A 25,340-nucleotide genomic window follows, 5' to 3' on the forward strand; every position below is an offset into this window, starting at 1 on the left:
GTGGTATTTGGGGTCTAGGTTGTATTATTAACAATACTAAAATATAAAAAATATGTATTTCATCGTGAGAAAAATACCGTTTTTCGATGAAATGCATAGTTTTCAACAAGTTATTAACAATTAAACACACATTTTAAACGCTAAAATATTTTCAGAGTCTAAAAAGAAAAATTAAGGTAATTTGACACAGGAATCTGTTTTTATCGAACAACTTAAAAATAAGAAAACGCAACAACATGCGTTCAGAGACCTTATTACCCAAAATAAACAACGCCTATACTGGCATATTCGTAGAATCGTTTTAAATCATGATGATGCTGATGACGTGTTACAAAATACCTTTATTAAAGCCTATAGAAATATCGACAATTTTAAAGGCGACAGTTCGATTTATACTTGGCTATACCGTATAGCAACTAACGAATCAATTACTCTCCTGAACAGTAAAGCCAAAAAACTAAACATTACCAACGAAGAACTTCAGGAATCTATAGTAAATAACCTGGAAGCTGACATCTATTTTGATGGTAGTGAAATAGAACTCAAATTACAAAGAGCAATTGCCGCACTTCCGGAAAAACAGCGTCTTGTTTTTAACATGAAATATTACGATAGTTTAAAATACGATGACATTTCTGAAATTTTAGGAACCTCTGTAGGAGCCCTAAAAGCATCCTATCATCATGCCGTTAAGAAAATTGAAGAATTTTTAACCAGTGATTAAACTTTTTAATAAATAAAAAGTCAAACAAACGTGTTGAGAAAGAACAATTTACATAAAGCCAATAACTTCAAGATCCCTAAAGGGTATTTTGACAACCTTGAAGATGATATTTTCGATAAAATATCAACTCAGGAGTGTCATATCCCCCGGACTTATAGTTTTAAAACACCTAAAGGCTATTTTAACAATATTGAAGATCGGGTGGAAACACAATTACCATCTGATAAAAGTATTATTTCTCTTTACCAGCGTAACAAAACCCGATTTATTACGGTGGCTAGCATAGCTGCTGTTTTTATATTGGTTCTTAGTATTATTAATCCTTTCGCCCCAAAAACAAGTATGGAAAATATACCCGTAACTGAGGTGGAAGAATATATCAACACGAACTATACCAGTTTATTCAGTTTAGATATTGAAGATTATTTTTCTTCCGAAGAAGAAATTGATCAGGTTCAAATACTAAACAACACAATAACGGAAGAAGAATTAATTGAATACTTAAATGAAAATATAGATCCTTACGAGGAGCTAACCATAACCCAATAAAATGAAAAAGTTATTTACATTATTTGCTATATGTTTCTTTGTATCAGTGCTTCAGGCACAAGAAAGTAAACATGAAAAAATCAAAGCACTTAAAGTAGCCTTCATAACCGAAAAACTTGCTCTTACAACCCAAGAGGCAGAAAGCTTTTGGCCTATTTACAACTCATATGACGAAACCATGCATAAATTGAAGTATGAAGAAATGGGTAAAATAAAAAAAACTTTAAAAGAAACTCCGCTGGAGGACCTATCTGAATCTAAAGCCAAAAAAATGTATCAGGAATGGCTATCTCTGGAAAACCATATGTGTTCCAACAGAAGAAATATGCTAACCAAGCTGGAAGCTGTACTACCTTACAGCAAAATAATGATGCTTCAAAGGGCAGAATGGGAATTTCACCGAAAACTGATCGATCAGTTAAGAAGTGAGAGACGAAAGGGTAAAGAGAGAAAAGAATAAAAAAAGCGGCAAATGCCGCTTTTTTTATTCTCTAAGGGTAAGCTTTGCTATTCTATTATTACCCGCTGCATAGGCAACAGAATCGTTTAAAAATCTTAGGGTATAAAAACTTTCATCGGAAAGATGTTTCCACGTTACACCGCCATCCTTACTATAATCTATACCTTTAAAGCCTAAGGCTACTATTTCTTTGGCCATCCCTCCTGGCACATACTGAACACACGATCTATATCCCGGTGCTTGACCGCTTGCTACTAATTTCCAGGTTTTGCCTCCATCATTGGTTACAGCCTTATTGGCAATAGAGTCATTTGGTTCTTTAAAACTTCCGCCTATAACGATCCCATTAGTATCATCATAAAAATCAACAGAATAGATACCTTTAGCATCTCCAGTTACAATTGGCGTATCAAAAACCTCCCATGTTTCACCTTTATCAGGAGAATACAAAACCCTGCTTTTTGTACCTCCGGTAACAATCCAGGTTTTATCACCAACCACCTTAATATTGGTATCACTGGCAGCAAATGCAGCCTCTCCCTCTGCTGCCGTTGGTAGAATATCACAGGTTAACTTTCTCCATGTTTTGCCTCCATCACGAGTGATTATTATCGAAATACAATCTTCGACAGGATCCCCCATCGCAATTCCCTCCAAATCATTCCAAAATGTCATACTATCATAAAACACTTTTTCGTGCTCCTCCTTATACACCAAATCTAATTGACCGTTATCTCCGGTTTTTATTAGAATTGCTGGATTTGCTATAGACAACATATAAAAGTCAGAAGAGGTGCTGGCAACTGCTCTAAATTCAATATCCAATGAATCAAATTCAACCGTTGATGTTCTGGTCGTCTTTGAATCTGTGTTATAAATTCCATAGGTGTTCTTCGAACCTGCAAATGCCAGATTTCCTTGCATAATGGTGATTGCGCGAATACTTAATTCCCCATCATAAATTTCAACAATATCAACCTCAGAAATATCACGAGCTACATAATCTGCTTCTTTTTCAGGTGTGTCTTTAATTTCGTCAATTTCCTCTGTCTCTTCTTCTTTTACCTCTTCCTTTTCCTTTTGTAATTGCTTACAAGAAACTACCAGCATAAGTAATACCAGCGGTAAGAGCATAAGTTTTTTCATCTGTTTCATTTTTATTAATTTATAGAGTTCTTTTTAAACCGAATTTTACACCTGGGTAACTAAAACTTATTTTAATATAACTTTTATAAATGAGTTTAATCAAAAATAATACATTCAACGTAAAACCCTACCTTTGTCGCGCAATTAAATACTTATGAGATTACATAGAAATTTGGTTTTTGCGGTAATTGATGGACTCCATCTCATTTTTAATGAAAATGAATATGCCGACAAAGTTGTTGAGAAACTCTTAAAGAGAGATAAACGATGGGGGGCGCGAGATCGCGGCTTTATAGCCGAAACAGTATACGAAATTGTTCGCTGGAAACGTTTGTATGCAGAAATAGCTGAAGTTAAAGAACCATATCGCCGAGATAACCTTTGGCGAATTTTTGCCGTTTGGGCGGTATTAAGAGGAATTCAGCTACCTGATTGGAAGCAATTAACAGGCACACCTGCCCGTAGAATTAAAGGTAAATTCGATGAGCTTTCTAAAACAAGAAAATTTAGAGAATCGATCCCCGATTGGCTGGATGATTTAGGAACACAGGAATTAGGAAGTGAACTCTGGACTAAAGAAATAGCCGCCTTAAATGAACAAGCAACAGTTATTCTAAGAGTAAACACCCTGAAAACCAACAAAGAAAAACTACAAGGAATTCTATTTGATAATGATATAGAGACCATATCCATCAAAGGGTATCCAGATGCATTGCAACTTAAAGAGCGTGCGAATGTTTTTACCACTCAAGCTTTTAAGGATGGTCTTTTTGAAGTTCAGGATGCTTCTTCGCAGCTGGTCTCAAGTTTTTTAGACGTAAGCCCGGGTATGCGCGTTGCAGATGCATGTGCAGGCGCAGGAGGAAAGTCTCTCCATTTAGCGGCCCTTATGGAAAATAAAGGACAAGTGATTTCGATGGATATCTATGGCAACAAACTCAAAGAATTAAAACGAAGAGCTAAACGAAACAGTGCTCATAATATCGAAACAAGAGAAATTGACTCCACGAAAGTTATTAAAAAACTTCATGGTAAAATGGACCGTGTGCTCATCGATGCCCCATGTAGTGGATTAGGAGTTCTTCGCCGAAATCCGGATGCCAAATGGAAATTACAACCCGATTTTATAGAAGATATTAAAGAAACGCAAAAGCAAATCTTACAGGATTATTCTAAAATGGTAAAACCCGGTGGCAAAATGGTCTATGCTACTTGCTCCATTTTACCATCAGAAAATCAGGAACAGGTAGAAACGTTCTTAAAATCAGATTCTGGTACCGATTTTAAGCTAATAGAAGACAAAAAAATATTGGCGCATCAATCAGGTTTTGACGGATTTTATATGGCGCTGTTAGAACGAAAAGCATAACAACACCTTAATTTTAAAAATCCCGCTTTTTGCGGGATTTTTTATTGCGGTTATTTTCTTATAAATGGTTAAATTTGCGCTTTAAATAACAACACAACAAACATCATTTTTATGATCCTTTTCTTCGGTAATCCAAAAACCAAAGTTTACGCAGTTCAAACCGACAGTGAACTAAATTCAGAAGACATCTCAAAATTAGTTTGGCTATTCGGTAATCAATCACAAATTGCATCACAAAACATTGATGCTTACTTCATTGGCCCAAGAGCTGCCATGATTACGCCTTGGAGTACCAACGCGGTCGAGATCACTCAGAATATGGGTATTTCCGGTATCAAAAGAATTGAAGAATATTTTGCTTCTACGGAAGGTGACAAAGATTATGATCCGATGCTTTCTCAAAAATACACAGCACTAGATCAAAACATATTCACCATTGATATTGAACCAGAGCCAATAATTGAGATTGAAGACATTGCTGCCTACAACATTAAGGAAGGATTAGCTTTAAGTGATGAAGAGATTGAATATCTGAATAAACTTTCTGCGAAACTGGAAAGAAAGCTTACGGACTCAGAAGTTTTTGGATTTTCTCAAGTAAATTCAGAACATTGTCGCCATAAAATTTTCAATGGTACCTTTGTAATTGATGGTGAAGAGAAACCTTCTTCGCTCTTCAAATTAATTAGAAAAACATCTGAAACCCATCCTAATGATATTGTATCTGCATATAAAGACAATGTAGCGTTTATTAAAGGACCGAAAGTGCAACAGTTCGCTCCAAAGAGTGCTGATAAACCTGATTTTTATCAAGTAAAAGACTATGATTCGGTTATCTCTCTAAAAGCAGAAACACATAACTTCCCTACTACTGTAGAACCATTTAATGGTGCAGCAACAGGTAGTGGTGGTGAAATCCGGGATCGTTTGGCAGGTGGTAAAGGATCATTACCTCTAGCTGGAACGGCAGTTTACATGACTTCCTACTCCAGATTAGAGGAGAACCGTCCTTGGGAACAAGCAATGAATGAGCGTAAATGGTTATATCAAACACCTATGGACATTTTAATCAAAGCTTCCAATGGAGCTTCTGATTTTGGAAATAAGTTCGGACAACCGTTAATTACAGGATCCGTTTTAACCTTTGAGCATGAGGAGGAAGCGAGAAAACTTGGATTTGATAAAGTAATTATGCTCGCCGGTGGTATCGGATACGGTAAAGAAAATCAATCCATAAAAGCTACACCTGAAAAAGGAGATAAAATAGTCATCCTGGGTGGCGAAAACTACCGCATTGGTATGGGAGGAGCAGCTGTCTCGTCGGCTGACACCGGTGAATTTGAAAGCGGTATCGAATTAAATGCTGTTCAACGGTCAAACCCAGAAATGCAAAAACGTGCCGCCAACGCTATTCGTGGAATGGTAGAAAGTGATGAAAATGATATTGTTTCCATTCACGACCACGGAGCTGGTGGACACCTTAACTGTTTATCTGAACTCGTCGAAGAAACAGGTGGAAAAATTGATCTTGACAAACTTCCCGTTGGAGATCCCACATTATCAGCCAAAGAAATTATTGGAAATGAGAGTCAGGAACGTATGGGATTAGTTATCTCTCAAGAAAAAATAGATAAATTAAAAAAGATCGCAGATCGTGAACGTTCCCCTATGTATGAAGTAGGTGATGTAACCGGCGATCATAGATTTACATTTGAATCTTCATCTAATGGTGATAAACCTATGGATTTTGAACTTTCTGATATGTTTGGAAGTTCACCAAAAACCATTATGAATGACACAAATATTAAACGTAATTATAAAGATCCAGATTATACCACTGAAAAAGTGGAAGAATATCTTCAACAGGTTTTACAGTTAGAAGCTGTTGCCTGTAAAGACTGGTTAACAAATAAAGTAGACCGTTGTGTAGGTGGTCGTGTTGCCAAACAGCAATGTACTGGTCCACTGCAATTACCTCTTAACAACTGCGGTGTTATGGCCCTGGACTTTCGGGGTAAAGAAGGAATTGCTACCTCAATAGGCCACTCCCCTGTTTCTGCCCTGGTAGACCCGGTTGCAGGTAGTAGAAATTCTATTGCAGAGTCATTAACCAATATTGTTTGGGCTCCATTAAAAGATGGACTAAAAAGCATATCGCTTTCAGCTAACTGGATGTGGCCATGCAAAAATGAAGGAGAGGATGCTCGCCTTTATGATGCTGTTGAAGGTTGTTCAGACTTTGCAATCGAACTGGGAATTAATATTCCAACAGGAAAAGACTCCCTCTCAATGAAACAAAAATATCCAAATGAGGAAGTCATAGCCCCGGGGACTGTTATTATTTCTGCAGCTGCGAATTGCAACGATATTAATAAAGTAGTTGAGCCAGTTTTGAAGAAAGACGGTGGAAACATCTATTATATTAATCTATCCCAAGATAATTTTAAATTAGGAGGCTCTTCTTTCAATCAGATCTTAAATGTGATTGGTAAGGAAACGCCAACCATTAAAGATGCTGCTAAATTTAAAACCATCTTCAATACGATACAAAAATTAATCAAAGAAGATAGCATTAAGGCTGGACATGATGTTGCCAGCGGAGGACTTATAACTACCTTATTAGAATTATGTTTCGCGGATAACAATCTGGGAGCAAAACTAGATTTAAGTGTGCTGGGGAATTCAGACTCAATTCAAGTGCTATTCTCAGAAAATGCAGGTATTGTATTCCAGGCTCAGTCATCTGTAGAAGACACCCTGCGTGACAATGGAATAGAATTCTTCAACATAGGGAATGCTAATCAATCTGGTATAGTTGACATAATCAATAATGAAGATTCTTTTAGCTTCAATGTTTCGGAATACAGAGATATATGGTACAAAACCTCTTATCTGTTAGATCAAAAACAAACGGCAAATAACCTTGCTAAAGATCGATTTGACAATTATAAAAATCAAGCGCTACAATACGATTTCCCTGATAATTTTACGGGAAAATTAAGTGATGTAGTTCAGTTGTCAGGTCAAACCCATTCCAGACCTAAAGCTGCAATCCTAAGAGAAAAAGGTAGTAATTCTGAACGCGAAATGGCAAATGCTATGTATTTAGCCGGTTTTGATGTCAAGGATGTTCACATGACCGATTTAATCTCAGGTCGCGAAACTCTGGAAGATGTTCAGTTTATTGGAGCTGTTGGTGGATTTTCAAATTCTGATGTTCTGGGAAGTGCCAAAGGATGGGCTGGTGCATTCTTATACAACGAAAAAGCAAATAATGCACTTAAGAAATTCTTCGATAGAGAGGACACCCTATCTGTAGGTATTTGTAACGGTTGTCAGCTGTTCATGGAATTGGAAGTTATTAACCCTGAACATGAGGTTCACGGAAAAATGACATACAACGATTCTCATAAACACGAAAGTTCATTCACCTCTGTTAAAGTTCAGGAGAATAATTCTGTTATGCTCTCTACTTTAACAGGAACAACTCTTGGAGTATGGATTTCTCATGGAGAAGGTAAATTCCAATTGCCACTTTCAGAAGATCAATATAATATAGTTGCAAAATACGGATACGAAGGGTATCCTTCTAACCCTAATGGCTCAGATTATAACACTGCCATGCTTTGTGATAAAACGGGAAGACATTTAGTGACAATGCCTCACATTGAACGATCCATATTCCAATGGAACTGGGCTAATTACCCTGATGGTCGCAAAGATGAAGTTTCACCATGGTTAGAAGCCTTTGTAAATGCAAGAAAATGGCTTGAAAACAAATAAATTAAAAATATAGAATGTTAAATATTAAGGAGTTGCTAATAAGTAACTCCTTTTTTTATGACATCTATTGAAATTAAAGGGCATTTTTTATATTTTGCAATTCTCTTAATCTCATATAGATATGAATAAAGTTACCCGATTGTTTGACATTCCTTATTTTCAACTAGAAAAATTCAATTTAGAAGATGCTTTGGTTTCAAAGCATAATAACAATTGGGTAAAAACTTCTTCACAGGAATACATAGACAATGCCAATAAAATCAGTAGAGCATTATTAAGAATGGGGGTAAATGCCAATGATAAAATAGCAATTATCTCTTCTACAAATCGAACTGAATGGCATATAATGGATATTGGTATTTTACAAACAGGAGCTCAAAACGTCCCGATTTACCCTACCATTTCCGAGGAGGATTATGAATATGTTTTAAATCACTCTGAGTCAATATACTGCTTTGTTTCGGACGAAGAAGTGCTTACCAAGGTTCGGGCCATACAAAATAATGTTCCTAGCCTAAAAGAAGTTTACAGCTTCAATCATATTGAAGGATGTAAACATTGGAGTGAAGTTTTAGAGCTAGGAGAAGATGACAGCAATCAAAGTGATGTTGAAGCTTGTAAAGACAAAGTTCAACCAGATGATTTAGCTACCCTTATTTATACCTCAGGAACTACAGGTAGACCCAAAGGAGTAATGCTCACGCATCGAAATATTGTCTCAAATGTGGTTGATAGTGAAGAACGCGTTCCTTTAGACCCTAAAGATAAAGCATTAAGCTTTTTACCAATCTGTCATATCTTTGAAAGAATGGTTGTTTACTTATACCAATATTGTGGTATTCGCATCCACTTTGCAGAATCTATCGATAAAATAAGTGAGAATTTAAAAGAGGTTCAACCTCATGTCATGACCGTTGTGCCGAGACTCACCGAAAAAGTTTTCGATAAAATCTATGCAAAGGGATCGGAGTTAAGTGGAATAAAAAAGAAACTATTCTTTTGGGCATTGGAATTAGGAGAAGAGTTTGAACCCTATGGTGATAACGGATGGTGGTATGAAAAAAAATTAAGTATTGCGAGAAAGCTCATTTTTAGCAAATGGCAGGAAGGATTAGGCGGACATCTTAAAATAATGGTATCCGGAAGTGCTGCGCTTCAACCAAGACTAGCTCGAATATTTGCAGCTGCAGGGATCCCGATTATGGAAGGTTATGGCCTTACAGAAACCTCACCGGTAATAGCTGTCAATGATCAACGTAACCGAGGATGGAAAATTGGAACTGTTGGTAAAATGCTTCCGAATGTCGATGTGAAAATAGCAGATGATGGAGAAATTCTGTGTAAAGGACCTAATGTAATGGCTGGCTATTATAAAGACCCTGAAAAAACAGCTGGCGTAATGACCGACGGTTATTTTCATACCGGCGATATCGGAGAAATTGATGAAGAAGGCTTCCTGAAAATTACGGATCGTAAAAAAGAAATGTTTAAAACTTCCGGAGGGAAGTACGTTGCTCCTCAACTCATTGAAAATGAAATGAAGCAATCTCGTTTTATAGAACAAATAATGGTTGTAGGTGAAGGTGAGAAAATGCCAGGGGCCCTAATCCAGCCAAATTTTGAATTTGTGGAAGAATGGGCCAGACGTCATAACGTTGATCTGGGAAATAGCCTCGAAGCTATCAGTAAAAATGAGGCTTTAATAGAACGCATTCAAGAAGAAGTTGATGTATTTAACACACACTTTGGTAAATGGGAGCGCGTCAAAGTATTTAAATTAACTCCTGATGTATGGAGTATCGAAGCTGGGCATCTTACGCCTACCATGAAACTTAAAAGGAAAGTAATTAAAGAAAAGTACATGGATCTTTACAATGAGATCTATGGACGTTAACCAACACTTATATATAACTCCTCTTTTTTAAGAGGAGTTTTTTGTATCGTTTACTTCAGATCATTAACACAATTTTATTTTTATTTATTATGCATGCATAGTATTTTTTATTATATTTGAGGAATGCATAACTAAAATAAATGAAAGATAAAACGATAGATTATGCCTTAAGGGCAACTTGGCAAGCTGTGGCCAGAATGTATAATGAAGAAGCAGCAAAATTCGACACCACAATGGCTACAGGCTTTACCCTGTTAAGTGTTGACCCTGAAAAAGGAACCCCTTCTACTTCCTTAGGACCTAAAATGGGTATGGAATCAACAAGTTTATCCCGTATCCTGAAAAACATGGAAGAGAAAGGTCTTATTCGTCGTAAACCCAATCCGGATGATGGTAGAAGCGTATTAATTTGCTTAACTCCTTTCGGGAAAGAAAAAAGAGAGATCTCCAAAGCTGTAGTGTTAAGGTTTAATGATGTCGTTAAATCAGCAGTAACAGAAGAACAACTAGACGGCTTTTTTAGTGTAATGGAAGTAATTAATGAACTCATTACTGAAAAAAAAGTTTACACCAAAGAAATTAAAACAGATCAATCATAAGAGGCCATTACATCATAATTAAGATATAATGGCCTTGTCATCTTTAAACTATAAAAACGAAAACATGACACGAAGAATTAATAAAGTTGCTGTAATTGGCTCCGGAATAATGGGGAGTGGAATTGCATGTCACTTTGCCAACATTGGCGTTGAGGTTTTGTTATTAGATATTGTTCCCCGTGAACTTAATGAAAAGGAAATAGCAAAAGGTTTAACATTAGAAAGTACCACGGTACGAAACAGAATGGTAAATGATAATCTTGCCAATGCACTTAAGTCAAAACCGTCACCAATTTATCATAAAAAGTTTGCCGATAGAATTCAAACTGGCAACCTTGAGGATGACTTAAAGAAAATTGCTGATGTAGACTGGATTATAGAAGTTGTAGTAGAACGTTTAGACATAAAAAAGAAGGTGTTTGAACAAATTGAGCAATATAGAACGCCTGGAACCCTGATTACTTCAAACACTTCTGGTATTCCCATTGCTTTTATGAATGAAGGAAGAAGTGAAGATTTCCAAAAGCATTTTGCTGTTACCCACTTCTTCAACCCTCCGCGTTATTTAAAATTATTTGAAGTTGTTCCTGGTCCTGATTGTAATGAAGAAGTTACCGGGTTCCTAATGAAATATGGAGAAAAATTTCTTGGAAAAACTTCTGTCTTAGCCAAAGACACTCCTGCTTTTATCGGAAACCGAATTGGTATTTTTGGAATTCAAAGTTTATTCCATCAGGTAAAAGAATTAGGATTAACTGTAGAAGAAGTTGATAAATTAACTGGTCCTGTCATTGGAAGACCTAAATCTGCCACGTTTCGTACGGTTGATGTAGTTGGTCTTGACACCTTAGTACATGTGGCTAATGGGATTTATGAAAACTGTCCGGAAGATGAAGCACATGAGCTCTTTAAATTACCTGGCTTTATTCAATCCATGATGGATAACAAATGGTTAGGAAGTAAGACAGGACAAGGGTTTTACAAAAAAATTAAAGGAGATGACGGTCAAAGTGAAATTCTTTCCTTAGACTTAGACACACTGGAGTACCGCAAAAAGAAAAAAGCTTCTTTTGCTACCCTAGAACTCACCAAAACGATAGATAAACCAATTGACAGATTTAAAGTACTGGTTGGAGGAAAAGACAAAGCCGGTGAATTCTACCGCAAAAATTTTGCTGCCCTTTTCGCCTATGTTCAAAACCGAATCCCCGAAATATCAGATGAATTATACCGTATCGACGATGCCATGAAAGCTGGTTTTGGATGGGAAAATGGACCATTCGAAATTTGGGATGCCATAGGGGTGGAAAAAGGAATAGAACTGATGAAAGCCGAGGGTTATCAACCAGCTGTATGGGTAGAGGAAATGATAACCGGAGGGAATACTTCCTTCTACACTGTTAAAGACGGAGCCACATACTATTACGATATACCATCGAAACAGCACATAAAAAAACCTGGACAGGACGCTTTCATTATTCTGGATAACATCCGAAAATCTAACGAGGTTTTCAAAAATAGTGGTGTCGTTATTGAAGACCTAGGCGATGGAATTTTGAATTGTGAATTTCAATCCAAAATGAATACCATTGGAGGTGATGTCCTTGCAGGTATTAATAAAGCAATCGACCTTGCTGAAAAAGATTTTCAGGGACTGGTAGTTGGTAATCAGGGAGCCAACTTTTCTGTTGGAGCCAATATCGGAATGATCTTCATGATGGCGGTTGAACAAGAATACGATGAACTCAATATGGCCATCAAAATGTTCCAGGATACCATGATGCGTATGAGATACTCCTCTATCCCAACCATTTCTGCCCCACACGGAATGACATTAGGTGGTGGTTGTGAGCTCTCGCTACATGCCGATAAAATTGTTGCAGCAGCAGAAACCTATATCGGACTCGTTGAATTTGGTGTAGGTGTAATTCCTGGTGGGGGGGGATCAAAAGAAATGACCCTTAGAGCCTCTGACCTTTTTAGAAAAGACGATGTTGAATTAAATGTACTGAGAGAACATTTTCTAACGATAGGAATGGCTAAAGTTTCAACCTCAGCTTATGAAGCATATGACCTAAACATTCTTCAAAAAGGTAAAGATGTGGTGGTTGTTAATAAAGACAGGCAAATTGCCGAAGCAAAAAAACACGCACTATTGTTAGCTGAAGCAGGATACACAAAACCGATTCAGCGAACAGATGTAAAAGTGCTCGGTAAACAAGCTCTGGGAATGTTTTTAGTGGGTACCGACTCCATGAACGCCGGTAATTATATTTCTGATCACGATAAAAAAATCGCAAACAAATTAGCTTATGTAATGGCTGGTGGTGATCTATCAGAAGCGAGTTATGTATCAGAGCAATATTTATTAGATATCGAACGTGAAGCTTTCTTATCCCTTTGTACAGAAAGAAAAACTTTAGAGCGTATACAGCATATGTTAAAGACTGGAAAACCTTTACGTAACTAGAAAACAGCATAAAGAACTATAACAAAAAAGTCTATTTTCTATTCTCTTGAATCTAAAATTATAAAAATGAAAACAGCATATATAGTAAAAGCATATAGAACCGCAGTAGGAAAAGCTCCGAGAGGTTTGTTCCGTTTTAAACGTCCAGATGAATTAGCTGCGGAAACCATCCAATACATGATGGAAAAAGTTCCAGAACTTGATAAAAGTAGAATTGATGATGTCATCGTTGGTAATGCAATGCCTGAAGCCGAACAAGGACTTAATGTAGGACGATTAATTTCATTAATGGGATTAAAAACAGAAGAGGTTCCGGGAGTGACAGTGAATAGATATTGTGCCTCAGGCTTAGAGACAATTGGAATAGCGACCGCTAAAATACAGACAGGTATGGCCGATTGTATTATTGCAGGAGGTGCAGAAAGCATGAGCTTTATCCCAATGGGCGGTTACAAACCGGTACCGGATTATAAGTTAGCCAAAGAAGGACACGAAGACTATTATTGGGGCATGGGGTTAACTGCCGAAGCGGTTGCTAATGAGTACAATGTTTCCAGAGCCGATCAGGATGAATTCGCCTATAACTCACACCAAAAAGCGCTAAACGCCATTAAAGAAGGTAAATTTAAAGATCAAATTGTTCCAATCAATATCGAACAGGTTTACGTCGATGCCAATAATAAAAAAGCTACTAAAAATTATACAGTTGATACCGATGAAGGACCTCGGGCAGATACATCTGTTGAAGCGCTATCCAGGTTAAGGCCTGTGTTCGCTCAAGGAGGTAGTGTAACAGCGGGTAATTCCTCTCAAATGAGTGACGGCGCTGCTTTTGTATTAGTGATGAGTGAAAAAATGGTTAAAGAGTTAAATCTTGAACCTATTGCTCGTTTAGTTTCTTATGCACCTGTGGGGGTTGAACCACGTATAATGGGAATTGGACCAATAAAAGCCATTCCAAAAGCTATAGATCAGGCAGGACTTAAATTAAATGATATCGAACTGATTGAATTGAATGAAGCCTTTGCTTCACAATCATTAGCTGTTATAAGAGAACTCGGTCTGGATCCGGAGATTGTTAACGTGAATGGTGGCGCAATTTCCTTGGGGCATCCATTAGGATGTACCGGAGCCAAACTCTCTGTACAATTGTTTGATGAAATGAGAAGAAGAAAAAACAAATACGGTATTGTAACCATGTGTGTAGGTACCGGTCAGGGAGCAGCTGGAGTTTATGAATTTTTAAATTAATAAGTATTGAGATATGCGAAATGAGCAATGAAATTAATGTTCTCAACAAACAAAACTATCTTCTAACTAAAAACTTTTTAATAAAATGAGCACAGAATCTATAAACAAAAATTTAACTCGCGGTGGCGAATATATTGTGAAGGAAACAAAATCTGAAGATGTTTTTACACCAGAAGATTTTAATGAGGAGCAAAAAATGATGCGGGATTCAGTTATTGAATTTGTCGATCGTGAAATATGGCCAAATAAACCTCGTTTTGAAACTAAAGATTACGCCTTTACTGAAGAATTGATGCGCAAAACTGGGGAATTAGGACTTTTAGGGGTTTCAGTTCCTGAAGCCTATGGTGGCCTGGGAATGGGATTCGTTTCTACCATGTTAGTTTGTGACTACATTTCTGGTACCAGTGGATCTTTTAGTACCGCCTTTGGAGCGCATACTGGTATTGGCACAATGCCGATAACCCTCTACGGAACAGAAGAACAAAAACAAAAATACGTCCCTAAACTAGCTACAGGAGAATGGTTTGGAGCGTATTGCCTCACGGAACCGGGAGCCGGATCAGATGCCAATTCAGGGAAAACCAAAGCCGTCCTTTCAGAAGATGGTTCACATTACAATATCAGTGGTCAGAAAATGTGGATTTCCAATGCTGGTTTCGCTAACTTATTCATTGTTTTTGCCCGTATTGAAGATGATAAAAATATTACAGGTTTTATAGTAGAGAATGATCCTGAAAATGGCATCTCTTTCGGAGAGGAAGAACACAAACTAGGGATTCACTCCTCCTCTACCCGTCAGGTGTTTTTTAATGAAACGAAAGTTCCAGTTGAAAACATGTTATCTGAACGTGGAAACGGTTTTAAAATTGCGATGAACGCTCTAAACATTGGTAGAATCAAACTTGCTGCAGCTTGTTTGGATGCCCAGAGAAGAGTAATTACAGAGGCCGTTAAATATGCCAACGAACGAGTACAATTTAAAACACCTATTGCCAAATTTGGAGCCATTAAGCAAAAGTTAGCTAATATGGCAACGGCGGCTTATGTTGATGAATCTGCTTGTTATCGTGCCGCTAAAGATATCGAAGATCGTATTGCAATCCGTGAAGCAGAAGGAAATTCACATCAGGAGGCCGAATTGAAAGGGGTTGAAGAATATGCCATTGAGTGCTCCATTCTTAAAGTAGCGGTTTCAGAAGACGTTCAGGAATGTACCGATGAAGGTATTCAGATTTTTGGAGGAATGGGCTTTAGTGCAGACACTCCTATGGAATCAGCATGGCGTGATGCTAGAATTTCAAGAATATATGAAGGTACCAATGAAATCAATAGAATGCTTACCGTTGGAATGCTCATTAAAAAAGCTATGAAAGGACAGGTAGATTTATTAGGTCCGGCGATGGCCGTAAAAGATGAGCTAATGGGAATTCCTTCATTTGATACTCCCGACTATTCTGAGCTGTTTGCTGAAGAAAAAGAAATTCTGAAAAAGCTTAAAAAAGCATTCCTGATGATTGCTGGAGCTGCTGTTCAAAAGTACGGTCAGGATTTAGAAGAACATCAGCAATTACTCATGGCTGCTGCAGACATAATGATTGAGATTTATATGGCTGAATCTGCTATTTTAAGAACAGAAAAAAATGCAAAACGATTTGGTGAAGATTCGCAGAAAAATCAAATTGCTATGTCTCAATTATATCTATTCAATGCAGTAGAAAAAATCAATTCTAAAGGGAAAGAAGCTATTATATCCTTTGCCGAAGGCGATGAGCAAAAAATGATGTTGATGGGACTTAAACGTTTTACAAAATACACCAATATGCCAAATATTGTAGCATTGCGAAATCAGGTTGCGGAAAAGTTATCTGAAGAGAATGCCTATATCTTTTAAAAGCTGCTTATTAGCAGGTTTTATATTTTAATTGTTAGCAAAAAAGCCGCTTGATAGCGGCTTTTTATTTTATTGAAGATCTTCTAAAGTTTGTTCATCTTTGGTTAAACTTGAAAAATTCATTGCAGTCTCTATCAATGCCAAATGTGAATAGGCTTGCGGAAAATTCCCAAGTAAGCGTTTGGTTTTAAAGTCAATATCTTCACTGAATAAGCCTAAATGATTACTATATGAAAGTAATTGATTAAATAATTTTTGGGCATGTTCATGCTCGCCAATTTTAAACAAACTATTTATATACCAAAAAGTACAAATGGTAAATGATGAACTTGGCAGGCCAAAATCGTCTTTGTTTTTATATCGATACAATAAACCGTCATTGCTTAATTCTTTACCAATAGCCTTCACTGTGCTAATGTATCTTGGATCTTTAGCATCAATAAAGCCATACGGCTCCATCAATAAAACAGATGCATCCAGATCTTCCGAACCATACGATTGCGTAAAAGCTTGCTTTTTTTCATTCCAGGCATTGGCATATATGTCATTTCTAATACGTTGTTCAAGAATTTCCCATTTTTGAATTTTTGAATCTTTTTTAAGCAACATGGCTACCTGCAGTGCACGCTCAATAGCAACCCAACACAATACCTTCGAAAATGTAAAATGACGTTCTTCAGTTCTAAACTCCCATATCCCCTTATCAGGTTCCATCCAGTGTTTATTAACTACCCAAACGATTCCTTTGGTTATACTCCATAATTCCTCATCGTGCTCTATATCCGTTCTGAAATGCATCAGTTGCTGATGAATCACATCCATCAATATCCCATATATATCATTTTGTCGCTGTTCGAAAGCTGCATTACCTATTCTTACAGGTTTCGACCCTTCATATCCACTAAGATGGTCAAGGGTTCTCTCCGTAAGTTCCTTTTCTCTGTTAATACCATACATGATCTGCAGCTTCTCATCTTTATCAGGCATTAGGTCTATAATAAATCTAAGAAAACGCTTAACCATATTTTTATGACCCAACTCTGAAGATACCTTTATCACCATAGATGCATCTCGAATCCAGCAAAAACGATAATCCCAATTCCTTACTTCTCCAATGGTTTCAGGCAAAGAAGTAGTTGCTGCTGCTAATACAGCTCCGGACTTTTGATAACTTAATAATTTAAGGGTGATAGCACTTCTTTCAATCCAATCACTATATTGATCGTAGAGAGGGATCCGCTCAATCCAGTTTAACCAGTATACTTTGGTTCGTTCTAGCTCCAAATAAACACTTCTTACTGAAGGTTCAAATATTTTTTCGTGATAGGTAATTAAAAAATAGCCATTCCTGTTGAGCTTTATTTCTGTCCCTTCCAATACCTTTTTCTTATTGAAATTGGTGTAAAGGAATAAAGTATCAAAACGCTCATCGTAAGTTAAGCTGGCTATAAAATTAGATTTTTGATATGACTTGGTTCTGCCGATGGCATATTCCAATTTAGGATCGTATTTAACCCTGAAAACCGGAGATCCTGAAACAAGTTTAAAATAACGAACAACCTCTGGTGGAGAATGATACCCGCCCCTATCCTTTTTATAACGGGGCATAAAATCCCTAACTTCAAAAGCGTCCGTCCCATTACTAAAACTAGTCACCAATATACTGGTGCCAGGTAAATAATATTGATCTATATGATAATCATCCGAGACAAGAATTTCAAAACTTCCTCCAATTTTATTATCCAGTAGTTTCGCAAAAACAGATGAAGAATCAAACTCGGGAAGACAACACCAATCCAAAGAGCCGTATTTAGATATCAAAGCTGCACTCCTACAGTTTCCAATTATACCATAATCTAAATTATTCATTAAATTTCTACTTTATAAGTGATTAACCGCCAATTTTTCTTTAAATTAAGGAAATTCTTAATTGTAAACCAAGATTAGTACATGAATAAAACAATTATCGTTTCCAACCGACTTCCTCTACAAGTAAAACTTGAAAATAATAAACTAGATATCAAACCCAGTGTCGGTGGTCTTGCTACCGGAATGAAAAGTGTTCATGCTGATGGTAATGGTATTTGGATTGGTTGGTCAGGTATTACCGATGAAGAACTTACGCCTGAGTTGTCTAAAGACGTACAGACAGCAGTATCCAAAGAAAAATGTGTGTCCGTTCCACTGAATCAACAAGATGTTGAAGATTTTTATTTCGGATTTAGCAATAAAGCATTATGGCCTTTATTTCATTACTTTTTGGAGTATGCCGAATTTGATAAAAATCAATGGGAGTCGTATAAAGAAGTAAATCAAAAATTTGCAGATGTTGTTTTAGCTAATGTTGAAGATGGAGATACGGTTTGGGTCCATGATTATCAACTTCTCTTGTTACCAAAACTTATTAAAGACAAAAAACCAAATACCTCAATTGGCTTCTTTTTACATATCCCATATCCATCCTATGAAATTTTCAGGGTATTCCCATGGCGTGAAGAATTACTCCACGGCATGTTAGGAGCAGATTTACTGGGGTTCCATACCTATGATTATGAACGTCATTTTTTGAGTTCTGTGAAGCGATTACTAAAACTCGAAGTTCGCTTTAACGAAATATCATATTCAGACAGAATTGTAAAAGTGGATTCTTTTCCCATGGGGATCGATTATCAAAAGTTCCACAATGCCGCCTTAAAACATGCGCAACATACCCAGGTAGAAAAAACCGAATTACATCGAAGATTAGAAGATCATATGCAATCTTCTCCTGACGCTAAAATAATTCTATCTATTGATCGATTAGATTATACCAAAGGTATTCCTAACCGTATTAAAGCTTTTGAATACTTCTTGGACAAATACCCGCAATATAGAGAAAAGGTAAGACTGGTTATGCTTGCCGTTCCTTCGCGTTCGAATGTAGATACCTACCAAAAGTTAAAAAGAGAAACTGATGAATTGGTCGGAAGGATAAATGGAAAATTTGCTACCGTTAGCTGGACCCCCATTTGGTATTTTTACCGATCGATGCCTTTTGACAACCTTATAGATTTATACACCTCAGCAGATGTAGCCCTCATTACACCTTTACGGGATGGAATGAACCTCGTTGCAAAGGAATATATCGCAACAAGAGTTAATAATGATGGAGTATTAATCTTAAGTGAAATGGCTGGAGCATCGATAGAAATGAGCGAAGCTATCCTTATTAACCCCACGAGTTATGAAGAAATTGCTGACGCAATAAAAAAAGCCATTGAAATGCCTGTTGAAGAGCAAAAATCGAGAAATCATATTTTACAAAAAAGATTGGCTCGTTATAGTGTCGAAAAATGGGCTGAAGAGTTTTTCAAATCTTTAGATGCCACAAAAACTATTAGAGAAGCCATTGTTGCTAAAAAACTTGGTAATGGTTTAAAAACCAAACTCATTTCGAGATTTAATGATGCAAAAAGAAGACTACTGCTTTTAGATTACGATGGCACCTTGGTTGGATTTAAAAACAACCCTCAGGAAGCCTATCCGGATAATGAACTTTTAACCTTACTCCACGATCTTAATGCAAAAGAAAATACAGACATTGTTATAATCAGTGGTCGTGATAGAGAAACTTTAAGCAAATGGCTCGGTGAAAAAGGATTTAATCTAATTACAGATCATGGCGTCTGGTTAAAACATGCTCATAAAGATTGGGAACCTTTGGAACGTATTAAAAAAGAATGGATGGGCAAAATTCTTCCAATTCTGGAAACATTTGTTGACCGCACACCGGGAACTTTTATAGAAAAGAAAAACTACTCCCTTGCATGGCATTATCGAAAAGCTGACCCTGAGTTGGCCCAAAGAAGAACTGTAGAGTTAAACACTGTTTTAACCAGTTTAATTGCAAACGATGAGCTTTCTGTATTGGAAGGTAATAAGGTGGTTGAAATTAAAAGCAGTAATGTCAATAAAGGAAGAGCAGCAAATCGATTCTTAACTGATAATGGCTACGACTTCATCATGGCTATTGGTGATGACTGGACCGATGAATATATGTTTGAGGAATTGCCGAAGGATGCCAATACCATTAAAGTCGGCTTCAAAAAAACCAAAGCTAAATACTACCTGAAAGACACCGATGAAGTACGAACCCTTCTTAATCAATTAATAGACTAACCTGAATGAAAAAGCAACTTACTTTAATTACTTTACTTTTTTCTTTAACACATTACGCCCAAACAGATACCAAAATCTACGATATCGTTGATGCCGTTTCTGCAGAAAACCTAAAACATGATATCACCAAATTAGCAAACTTTGGCACCAGACATACCCTGAGTGATACTGTTTCAGATAGCAGAGGTATTGGGGCTGCACGACGATGGATAAAGTCAGCTTTTGACAAAATATCCTCAGACTGTAAAGGTTGTCTTGAAGTTTTTTACCAAAAAAACTTTATAAAACAAGGAACTAACAGCCGAATTGTTCATGATGTCTGGGTGGTTAATGTAGTTGCCATACAACGAGGCACTAAATATCCTGACAGATATGTAATTATGAGTGGTGATATTGATTCCCGTGTTTCGGACCCTAATAATTATACTTCTGATGCTCCCGGTGCCAACGATAATGCATCGGGTATGGCAGGGACTCTTGAAGCAGCACGTGTTTTATCAAAGTATCAATTCGACAGTAGCATCATCTATGTAGGTCTTTCCGGAGAAGAACAAGGTCTTTTTGGGGGTAAAGGTCTCGCGGAATATGCCAAATCAAACAATTGGGAAATTATAGGGGTGTTAAATAATGATATGATAGGAAACATCGAAGGAGTTGATGGTGTAATTGACAACAGAACCTTCAGAATTTTTTCGGAACCCATACCTCCTACAGAAACCGAACGGGAACGAAATATGAGAAGATTTTATGGAGGAGAGGTAGACGGTATATCGCGACAACTTGCGCGATATATACATAAAACCACCAAACACTACATGCCGGAAATGAATCCGATGATCATATATAGACTCGATCGATTTGGAAGAGGTGGACATCACAGACCATTTAACGATATGGGGTTTGCTGGTATAAGAATTATGGAAGCCCATGAAAACTACAATAGACAACATCAGGATATAAGATCTGAAAATGGAATTCAATATGGAGATGTTATAGAAGGAGTAAATTTTAGCTATGCTGAAAAATTAACAGCAGTAAATGCAATTAACCTGGCGAGCTTAGCCTGGGCTCCTCCTGCCCCTCTTAATGTGCATATCGGTGGTATCGTTGAACCTTCGGTAAAGTTAAAATGGAGTCCGCCAACAGAAGATGAAGACATTTTAGGTTATAAAATTTATTGGAGAGATACCACCTCACCAACTTGGGACCATAGTAGATTCGTGGGGAACATAAACGAATTTAAACTTGAAGGCATTGTAATAGACAACTTCCTTTTTGGGGTAGCAACAGTTAGTAAAAACGGACATGAAAGTATCGTCACCTTTCCTTCCGGAATCCTGCGATAACCGAATCTCTTATTGAGCTAATTATCGCCCTTATACCTTAATTTCCCAAGTTCTATATTAATGGCCGTTTTTGCCAGAATTGTAAATAAAAAAGCCCCTAATGCCCAAATTCCAATAGTTACACCTATCTCTATAAGAGTAGGTGTATATTCCGCTATTTTACCATAAGGCCCGGGTATAAATCCGGGTACAATTAATCCAAAACCTTTTTCAATCCAAATTCCGATAAAAAGAAGAACACATGCAAAATAAAGTACCCTAAGATTATTTCTTAACTTATGGAAGGTAAGAATAACCGTCGCGGTAACATTCAATGTAATTGCAGTCCAAATCCAGGGTATCAATGCGCTCTTTCCATGCAATCCGAAAAATAAATAATAAGCACTTTCACTATGATGTGTCGGCGCATAAAATTCCTTGAATAATTCAGAAATAAGCATAATGAGATTTACCTGAGCCGCTACCGTAACCACCATAGCAATCTTTTTTATGGTCTTATCTTCGATCTTAAATGCTGTTGAATTCCTGATGATAGCTAATACCAAAATAATTAAAGCCGGACCGGCAGCAAATGCTGAAGCTAAAAACCGAGGCCCCAATAAGGCATTGTTCCAAAAAGGTCGGGCCTGAAGTCCTTGATACAAAAAGGCCGTTACCAGATGAATCCCAACGGCCCAAAACACAGAGATTAAGGCTCCTGGTAGATATACACTATGCTTTGCCTCCCTCCCCTGGTAATGACGAAACAAAATATAAAATGGTATACTAATATTTAGGAATAAATACCCATTTAAGACAATAACATCCCAGGTCAACATCGAACTAGGGAAATTAAATACCCCGATGCCCGGGATCATATGCCATAGTACAGACGGACCGCCCATGTCTGCAATTACGAAGGCAAGGCACATAATTAAAGCGGCTACAGCAAGTCCTTCTCCAATTAACACCGCCTGTTTAAAATCTATATCTTTTAAAACATAGGTTGGCATTACCAACATCACCGCTGCAGCTGCAACTCCAACCAGAAAGGTGAAATTTGAAATATAAAGTCCCCAGCTCACTCTGTCTGTCATTCCTGTTACACTTAACCCCTGGTCTAATTGAATGGAGTAACAATACATTCCTATCAACATTATAAAGGATAGTAACCCCATCCAGATATGATAATTTTTAGAGCCATGCGTTATGACACGCATACTGTCAACCACTAAGCTTTTAAATACTTTGAGCCTTCTCATTACAGATTCAACTTATAATTTATAACTAGTCCATGAAATACCAAAACTTGGGCTCTGTTCCCAGGTCTTCCTTTAATCGAAATACTTTCTTATTTTCTAATACCCACCTAATCGTACTGTTAGGGTCCAATAGATTGCCAAAAATTCTGGCTCCGGTCGGACAAGCCTCAACACAAGCAGGATTTTGACCCGATCTTGACCGTTGTACACAAAATGTACATTTCTCCATCACTCCTTTTTTACGCAGTCTGTTCCCTAAATAATGTTGATTCTTATTAATTTCTTCTTCCGGTACCTCAGGGGTACTCCAATTAAATCTTCTACCATCATAAGGACAAGCTGCCATACAATATCTACACCCCACACACCAGTCATAATCTACTACCACGAGGCCATCGTCTTCACGCCATGTGGCCTGTACCGGACATACATCAACACAAGGGGGATTGTCACAATGAAAACACTGAGTACCTAAATAAAAATGTCCTTCGGCAGGAACTTCGTGATAATAATTGTCGTCTGCTTCTCCAAAATCCAATCCTTTTCCATCTTTCATCTCATGAATGCGTATATATTCCATTTGCGAATTACGATCTTGATTATTCTCTTTTACACAGGCCGTAACACAATCCATATATCCTTGACATTTTGAAATATTAAAAGCATACCCGAATAGTACACCTTCCTGCGCATCTTTAGATGACATTTTAATATTTTTTCCGGTTCGCAATTGATAAGATCGAACTAATCTGTCAACGGTTGCCTTTTTTTCATCATCAGTCATCAATTTGTAATTACCTTTAAATTGCTCCTCCCAATCTATTTGTGCTTTTTCCTTGGCTTCATCCCCTGCTACCATACTACAAGAAGTACTAACTGCTCCCGCTCCAATCATTAAACTGGCAGTTAACTTCCTGAAGGCGGATCTTCTGTCCATCTTCACATCAAAAACCTGCTCAAAACCATCTTTTACTCGTTCCTCTCCAATACCGGCATTACCTCCTGAATCATGAGAGTTACAGCTACCAGATGCATTACCGCAACCACATTTCGAAGAGGCTTTATGTTTCTTTCCGATATTTAATGAAAACCATTTTTTATCACTCATACCTTAATGTTTTTCTTATTCAACTACTTCCTTTCTAAGACCTTTTGGGTATTGAACCTTGCTGGCCATTTAGGTTGAATTGCCGGTTGATGTGGATTATGACAATTAACACATGTCATCGAAACTCTTGGTGGTGCCCAGCCTCCAATACGTTTACCATGCGCTCCTCCTTTCCAATCCTGAAATTGATTACTATGACACTGACTGCACAATTGATAACTTTTATTAAAATCAATACTGGCCCCCGTTAGACTTTTAAGTTCATTCATATTATTTCCATCATGACAAGTAATACAGTTCATTGTTAGCTCCCTTGCATGAATCATTTTTACATCCCAATGAGCTTTTTGATATTCCTCGGAATCTGCTCCCTGCATTTGGTTCAGGGGCTTGGAATGGCATTCTGTGCAGGCATAAGACTTTATGTGTGATTTTCGCTCTGGAATTAAAAAAGAATGGGCTCCCTCCGTAACTTCAACGGTTTTTATGTCACCTAGAAACGCTTCTGATGACAAAGTTGTACCATGATAATTTTTACTCTCTGATTCAATCTTATCATTTATACTATGGTATTCACCCTCCTTATGCTTACAAGACTGAAATTGCATACCTAAAAAAAGTACACCTAGTAAACTGATTATATAATTTAAATTACTCTTCATCATTATTTCTTATAAAGATACCTATGGCTTCGGTCTCATTATTATTTAACACATGACACTGCCTACAATTAACACGTTCAGGATGAGTAACCCTTATTTCCTTTGGAGCAGCAGGACCAGCATGACAAGCCAAACAATTTTCTCTCATTTGAATTTGATGCGGTATAATTGGTGGACTTCCTTCCAAAGCATTATTTACTCCAACTGATGGTGGAAATAGTTTAACAAAATCAGTTTCCTTAAATAAAATGGTTGTTTGCTGAGAAACATGACACTGACGGCAATTCACCATTTCGGGATGTGGTGTAACAGGAGCATAGGCATTAAACTTTTGAACAAAACCTCCATTTTGATGGCATTGCAAACAAGTATTTTCACCGTAACTAAACTCGTTTTTTACCGGGTGTGGTATACTTGGGGGAGCTCCCTGATAGGCTCTGTTATTATAGTATGTACTTAATGATCGCTGATGATTTTCGTCAATCGGCATTTGGGCATAATCAAGTGCATATTCAGAACGCTGAAAAACTCCGCTCTCTGACGGGATAATCGGAGTTACTCTGTTAGCATCTAAAGGTATGTAGGCTTCCTTCAACCCTTCCTGATAGCTATGATTCCATACGACTAAAAAAGCTGAGAAAAGAAGAATAAAAATTGATATGATACCTATTCGTTTTCTCATAACC

General features: G+C 37.3%; 18 protein-coding genes. 12 read left to right on the top strand and 6 right to left on the bottom strand.

Going from position 1 to position 25,340, the window contains the following annotated elements:
- The first annotated feature begins 181 nt into the window (after positions 1-181).
- The 3 genes from P278_RS08215 to P278_RS08225 are packed head-to-tail and all read left to right on the top strand — an operon-like array spanning position 182 to position 1,733.
- Positions 182-724, top strand: coding sequence for an RNA polymerase sigma factor (locus tag P278_RS08215; protein WP_038264807.1), 543 nt, complete (start codon positions 182-184; stop codon positions 722-724).
- A 33-nt stretch (positions 725-757) separates the two neighbouring features.
- Positions 758-1,273: a hypothetical protein gene (locus P278_RS08220; RefSeq protein WP_152973913.1), complete on the top strand. Its 516-nt coding sequence runs from the start codon at positions 758-760 to the stop codon at positions 1,271-1,273.
- Position 1,274: 1 nt separating this feature from the next.
- A complete protein-coding gene (locus P278_RS08225; protein ID WP_038264813.1) occupies positions 1,275-1,733 on the top strand; it encodes a hypothetical protein in 459 nt (152 codons plus the stop codon).
- Positions 1,734-1,757: 24 nt separating this feature from the next.
- On the opposite strand, the gene P278_RS08230 is transcribed toward P278_RS08225, so the two are convergent.
- Complete coding sequence (locus P278_RS08230; RefSeq protein WP_038265510.1) at positions 1,758-2,879, bottom strand: WD40/YVTN/BNR-like repeat-containing protein; 1,122 nt, start codon at positions 2,877-2,879, stop codon at positions 1,758-1,760.
- Positions 2,880-3,033: 154 nt separating this feature from the next.
- Here P278_RS08230 and P278_RS08235 point away from each other — a divergent pair, with 154 nt between their 5' ends.
- From P278_RS08235 to P278_RS08265, 7 genes are all read left to right on the top strand, one after another.
- Positions 3,034-4,248, top strand: coding sequence for an RsmB/NOP family class I SAM-dependent RNA methyltransferase (locus P278_RS08235; RefSeq protein WP_038264816.1), 1,215 nt, complete (start codon positions 3,034-3,036; stop codon positions 4,246-4,248).
- Between the two features lie 111 nt (positions 4,249-4,359).
- Positions 4,360-8,031 carry a phosphoribosylformylglycinamidine synthase gene (gene purL / locus P278_RS08240; RefSeq protein WP_038264819.1) on the top strand — a complete coding sequence of 1,224 codons (3,672 nt, stop codon included), beginning with the start codon at positions 4,360-4,362 and terminating at the stop codon, positions 8,029-8,031.
- A 121-nt stretch (positions 8,032-8,152) separates the two neighbouring features.
- Entirely contained in the window at positions 8,153-9,925 is a 1,773-nt protein-coding gene (locus tag P278_RS08245) for an AMP-dependent synthetase/ligase (RefSeq protein WP_038264822.1), read from the top strand.
- A 140-nt stretch (positions 9,926-10,065) separates the two neighbouring features.
- Positions 10,066-10,524, top strand: a complete 459-nt coding sequence (locus tag P278_RS08250; RefSeq protein ID WP_038264825.1) for a MarR family winged helix-turn-helix transcriptional regulator — start codon at positions 10,066-10,068, stop codon at positions 10,522-10,524.
- Positions 10,525-10,588: 64 nt separating this feature from the next.
- A complete protein-coding gene (locus P278_RS08255; protein ID WP_038265514.1) occupies positions 10,589-12,994 on the top strand; it encodes a 3-hydroxyacyl-CoA dehydrogenase/enoyl-CoA hydratase family protein in 2,406 nt (801 codons plus the stop codon).
- Positions 12,995-13,060: 66 nt separating this feature from the next.
- Positions 13,061-14,245: an acetyl-CoA C-acyltransferase gene (locus P278_RS08260; RefSeq protein WP_038264828.1), complete on the top strand. Its 1,185-nt coding sequence runs from the start codon at positions 13,061-13,063 to the stop codon at positions 14,243-14,245.
- A gap of 85 nt (positions 14,246-14,330) precedes the next feature.
- Positions 14,331-16,139 carry an acyl-CoA dehydrogenase family protein gene (locus P278_RS08265; RefSeq protein ID WP_038264831.1) on the top strand — a complete coding sequence of 603 codons (1,809 nt, stop codon included), beginning with the start codon at positions 14,331-14,333 and terminating at the stop codon, positions 16,137-16,139.
- A gap of 69 nt (positions 16,140-16,208) precedes the next feature.
- Here P278_RS08265 and P278_RS08270 read toward each other — a convergent pair whose 3' ends face one another.
- The gene (locus tag P278_RS08270) at positions 16,209-18,008 is read right to left on the bottom strand and encodes a glycoside hydrolase family 15 protein (RefSeq protein ID WP_038264835.1); all 1,800 of its coding nucleotides are present in this window, start codon (positions 18,006-18,008) and stop codon (positions 16,209-16,211) included.
- 81 nt (positions 18,009-18,089) lie between these two features.
- Between P278_RS08270 and P278_RS08275 the strand changes: the two genes are divergently transcribed.
- Both P278_RS08275 and P278_RS08280 read left to right on the top strand, forming a co-directional pair.
- Entirely contained in the window at positions 18,090-20,297 is a 2,208-nt protein-coding gene (locus P278_RS08275) for a bifunctional alpha,alpha-trehalose-phosphate synthase (UDP-forming)/trehalose-phosphatase (RefSeq protein ID WP_038264838.1), read from the top strand.
- A 5-nt stretch (positions 20,298-20,302) separates the two neighbouring features.
- On the top strand, positions 20,303-21,643 hold the full coding sequence (locus P278_RS08280; RefSeq protein ID WP_038264841.1) for a M28 family metallopeptidase: 1,341 nt from the start codon (positions 20,303-20,305) through the stop codon (positions 21,641-21,643).
- Between the two features lie 17 nt (positions 21,644-21,660).
- Here P278_RS08280 and dsrP read toward each other — a convergent pair whose 3' ends face one another.
- From dsrP to P278_RS08300, 4 genes are read right to left on the bottom strand one after another with little or no spacing between them, the layout of a single operon-like run.
- Positions 21,661-22,884 carry a sulfate reduction electron transfer complex DsrMKJOP subunit DsrP gene (gene dsrP, locus P278_RS08285; protein WP_038264845.1) on the bottom strand — a complete coding sequence of 408 codons (1,224 nt, stop codon included), beginning with the start codon at positions 22,882-22,884 and terminating at the stop codon, positions 21,661-21,663.
- Positions 22,885-22,909: 25 nt separating this feature from the next.
- Positions 22,910-23,992 carry a 4Fe-4S dicluster domain-containing protein gene (locus tag P278_RS08290; protein ID WP_038264848.1) on the bottom strand — a complete coding sequence of 361 codons (1,083 nt, stop codon included), beginning with the start codon at positions 23,990-23,992 and terminating at the stop codon, positions 22,910-22,912.
- Positions 23,993-24,015: 23 nt separating this feature from the next.
- Positions 24,016-24,654 carry a cytochrome c3 family protein gene (locus tag P278_RS08295; protein WP_152973914.1) on the bottom strand — a complete coding sequence of 213 codons (639 nt, stop codon included), beginning with the start codon at positions 24,652-24,654 and terminating at the stop codon, positions 24,016-24,018.
- Positions 24,644-25,336, bottom strand: coding sequence for a nitrate reductase cytochrome c-type subunit (locus tag P278_RS08300; RefSeq protein WP_038265517.1), 693 nt, complete (start codon positions 25,334-25,336; stop codon positions 24,644-24,646). The genes P278_RS08295 and P278_RS08300 overlap by 11 nt, the downstream gene beginning before the upstream one ends.
- Between the last annotated feature and the right edge of the window lie 4 nt (positions 25,337-25,340).

This window comes from Zhouia amylolytica AD3 (assembly GCF_000511935.2).
Classification (GTDB): Bacteria; Bacteroidota; Bacteroidia; order Flavobacteriales; family Flavobacteriaceae; genus Zhouia; species Zhouia amylolytica.

What these genes read in the sequence shown, in the direction of transcription:
- purL (WP_038264819.1), top strand. Translation starts at nt 4,360, where the DNA reads ATGATCCTTTTCTTCGGTAATCCAAAAACCAAAGTTTACGCAGTTCAA.
- P278_RS08275 (WP_038264838.1), top strand. Translation starts at nt 18,090, where the DNA reads ATGAATAAAACAATTATCGTTTCCAACCGACTTCCTCTACAAGTAAAA.
- P278_RS08245 (WP_038264822.1), top strand. Translation starts at nt 8,153, where the DNA reads ATGAATAAAGTTACCCGATTGTTTGACATTCCTTATTTTCAACTAGAA.
- P278_RS08280 (WP_038264841.1), top strand. Translation starts at nt 20,303, where the DNA reads ATGAAAAAGCAACTTACTTTAATTACTTTACTTTTTTCTTTAACACAT.
- P278_RS08260 (WP_038264828.1), top strand. Translation starts at nt 13,061, where the DNA reads ATGAAAACAGCATATATAGTAAAAGCATATAGAACCGCAGTAGGAAAA.
- P278_RS08230 (WP_038265510.1), bottom strand. Translation starts at nt 2,879, where the DNA reads ATGAAAAAACTTATGCTCTTACCGCTGGTATTACTTATGCTGGTAGTT.
- P278_RS08270 (WP_038264835.1), bottom strand. Translation starts at nt 18,008, where the DNA reads ATGAATAATTTAGATTATGGTATAATTGGAAACTGTAGGAGTGCAGCT.
- P278_RS08265 (WP_038264831.1), top strand. Translation starts at nt 14,331, where the DNA reads ATGAGCACAGAATCTATAAACAAAAATTTAACTCGCGGTGGCGAATAT.
- P278_RS08295 (WP_152973914.1), bottom strand. Translation starts at nt 24,654, where the DNA reads ATGAAGAGTAATTTAAATTATATAATCAGTTTACTAGGTGTACTTTTT.
- P278_RS08225 (WP_038264813.1), top strand. Translation starts at nt 1,275, where the DNA reads ATGAAAAAGTTATTTACATTATTTGCTATATGTTTCTTTGTATCAGTG.
- P278_RS08250 (WP_038264825.1), top strand. Translation starts at nt 10,066, where the DNA reads ATGAAAGATAAAACGATAGATTATGCCTTAAGGGCAACTTGGCAAGCT.
- dsrP (WP_038264845.1), bottom strand. Translation starts at nt 22,884, where the DNA reads ATGAGAAGGCTCAAAGTATTTAAAAGCTTAGTGGTTGACAGTATGCGT.
- P278_RS08290 (WP_038264848.1), bottom strand. Translation starts at nt 23,992, where the DNA reads ATGAGTGATAAAAAATGGTTTTCATTAAATATCGGAAAGAAACATAAA.
- P278_RS08235 (WP_038264816.1), top strand. Translation starts at nt 3,034, where the DNA reads ATGAGATTACATAGAAATTTGGTTTTTGCGGTAATTGATGGACTCCAT.
- P278_RS08255 (WP_038265514.1), top strand. Translation starts at nt 10,589, where the DNA reads ATGACACGAAGAATTAATAAAGTTGCTGTAATTGGCTCCGGAATAATG.
- P278_RS08300 (WP_038265517.1), bottom strand. Translation starts at nt 25,336, where the DNA reads ATGAGAAAACGAATAGGTATCATATCAATTTTTATTCTTCTTTTCTCA.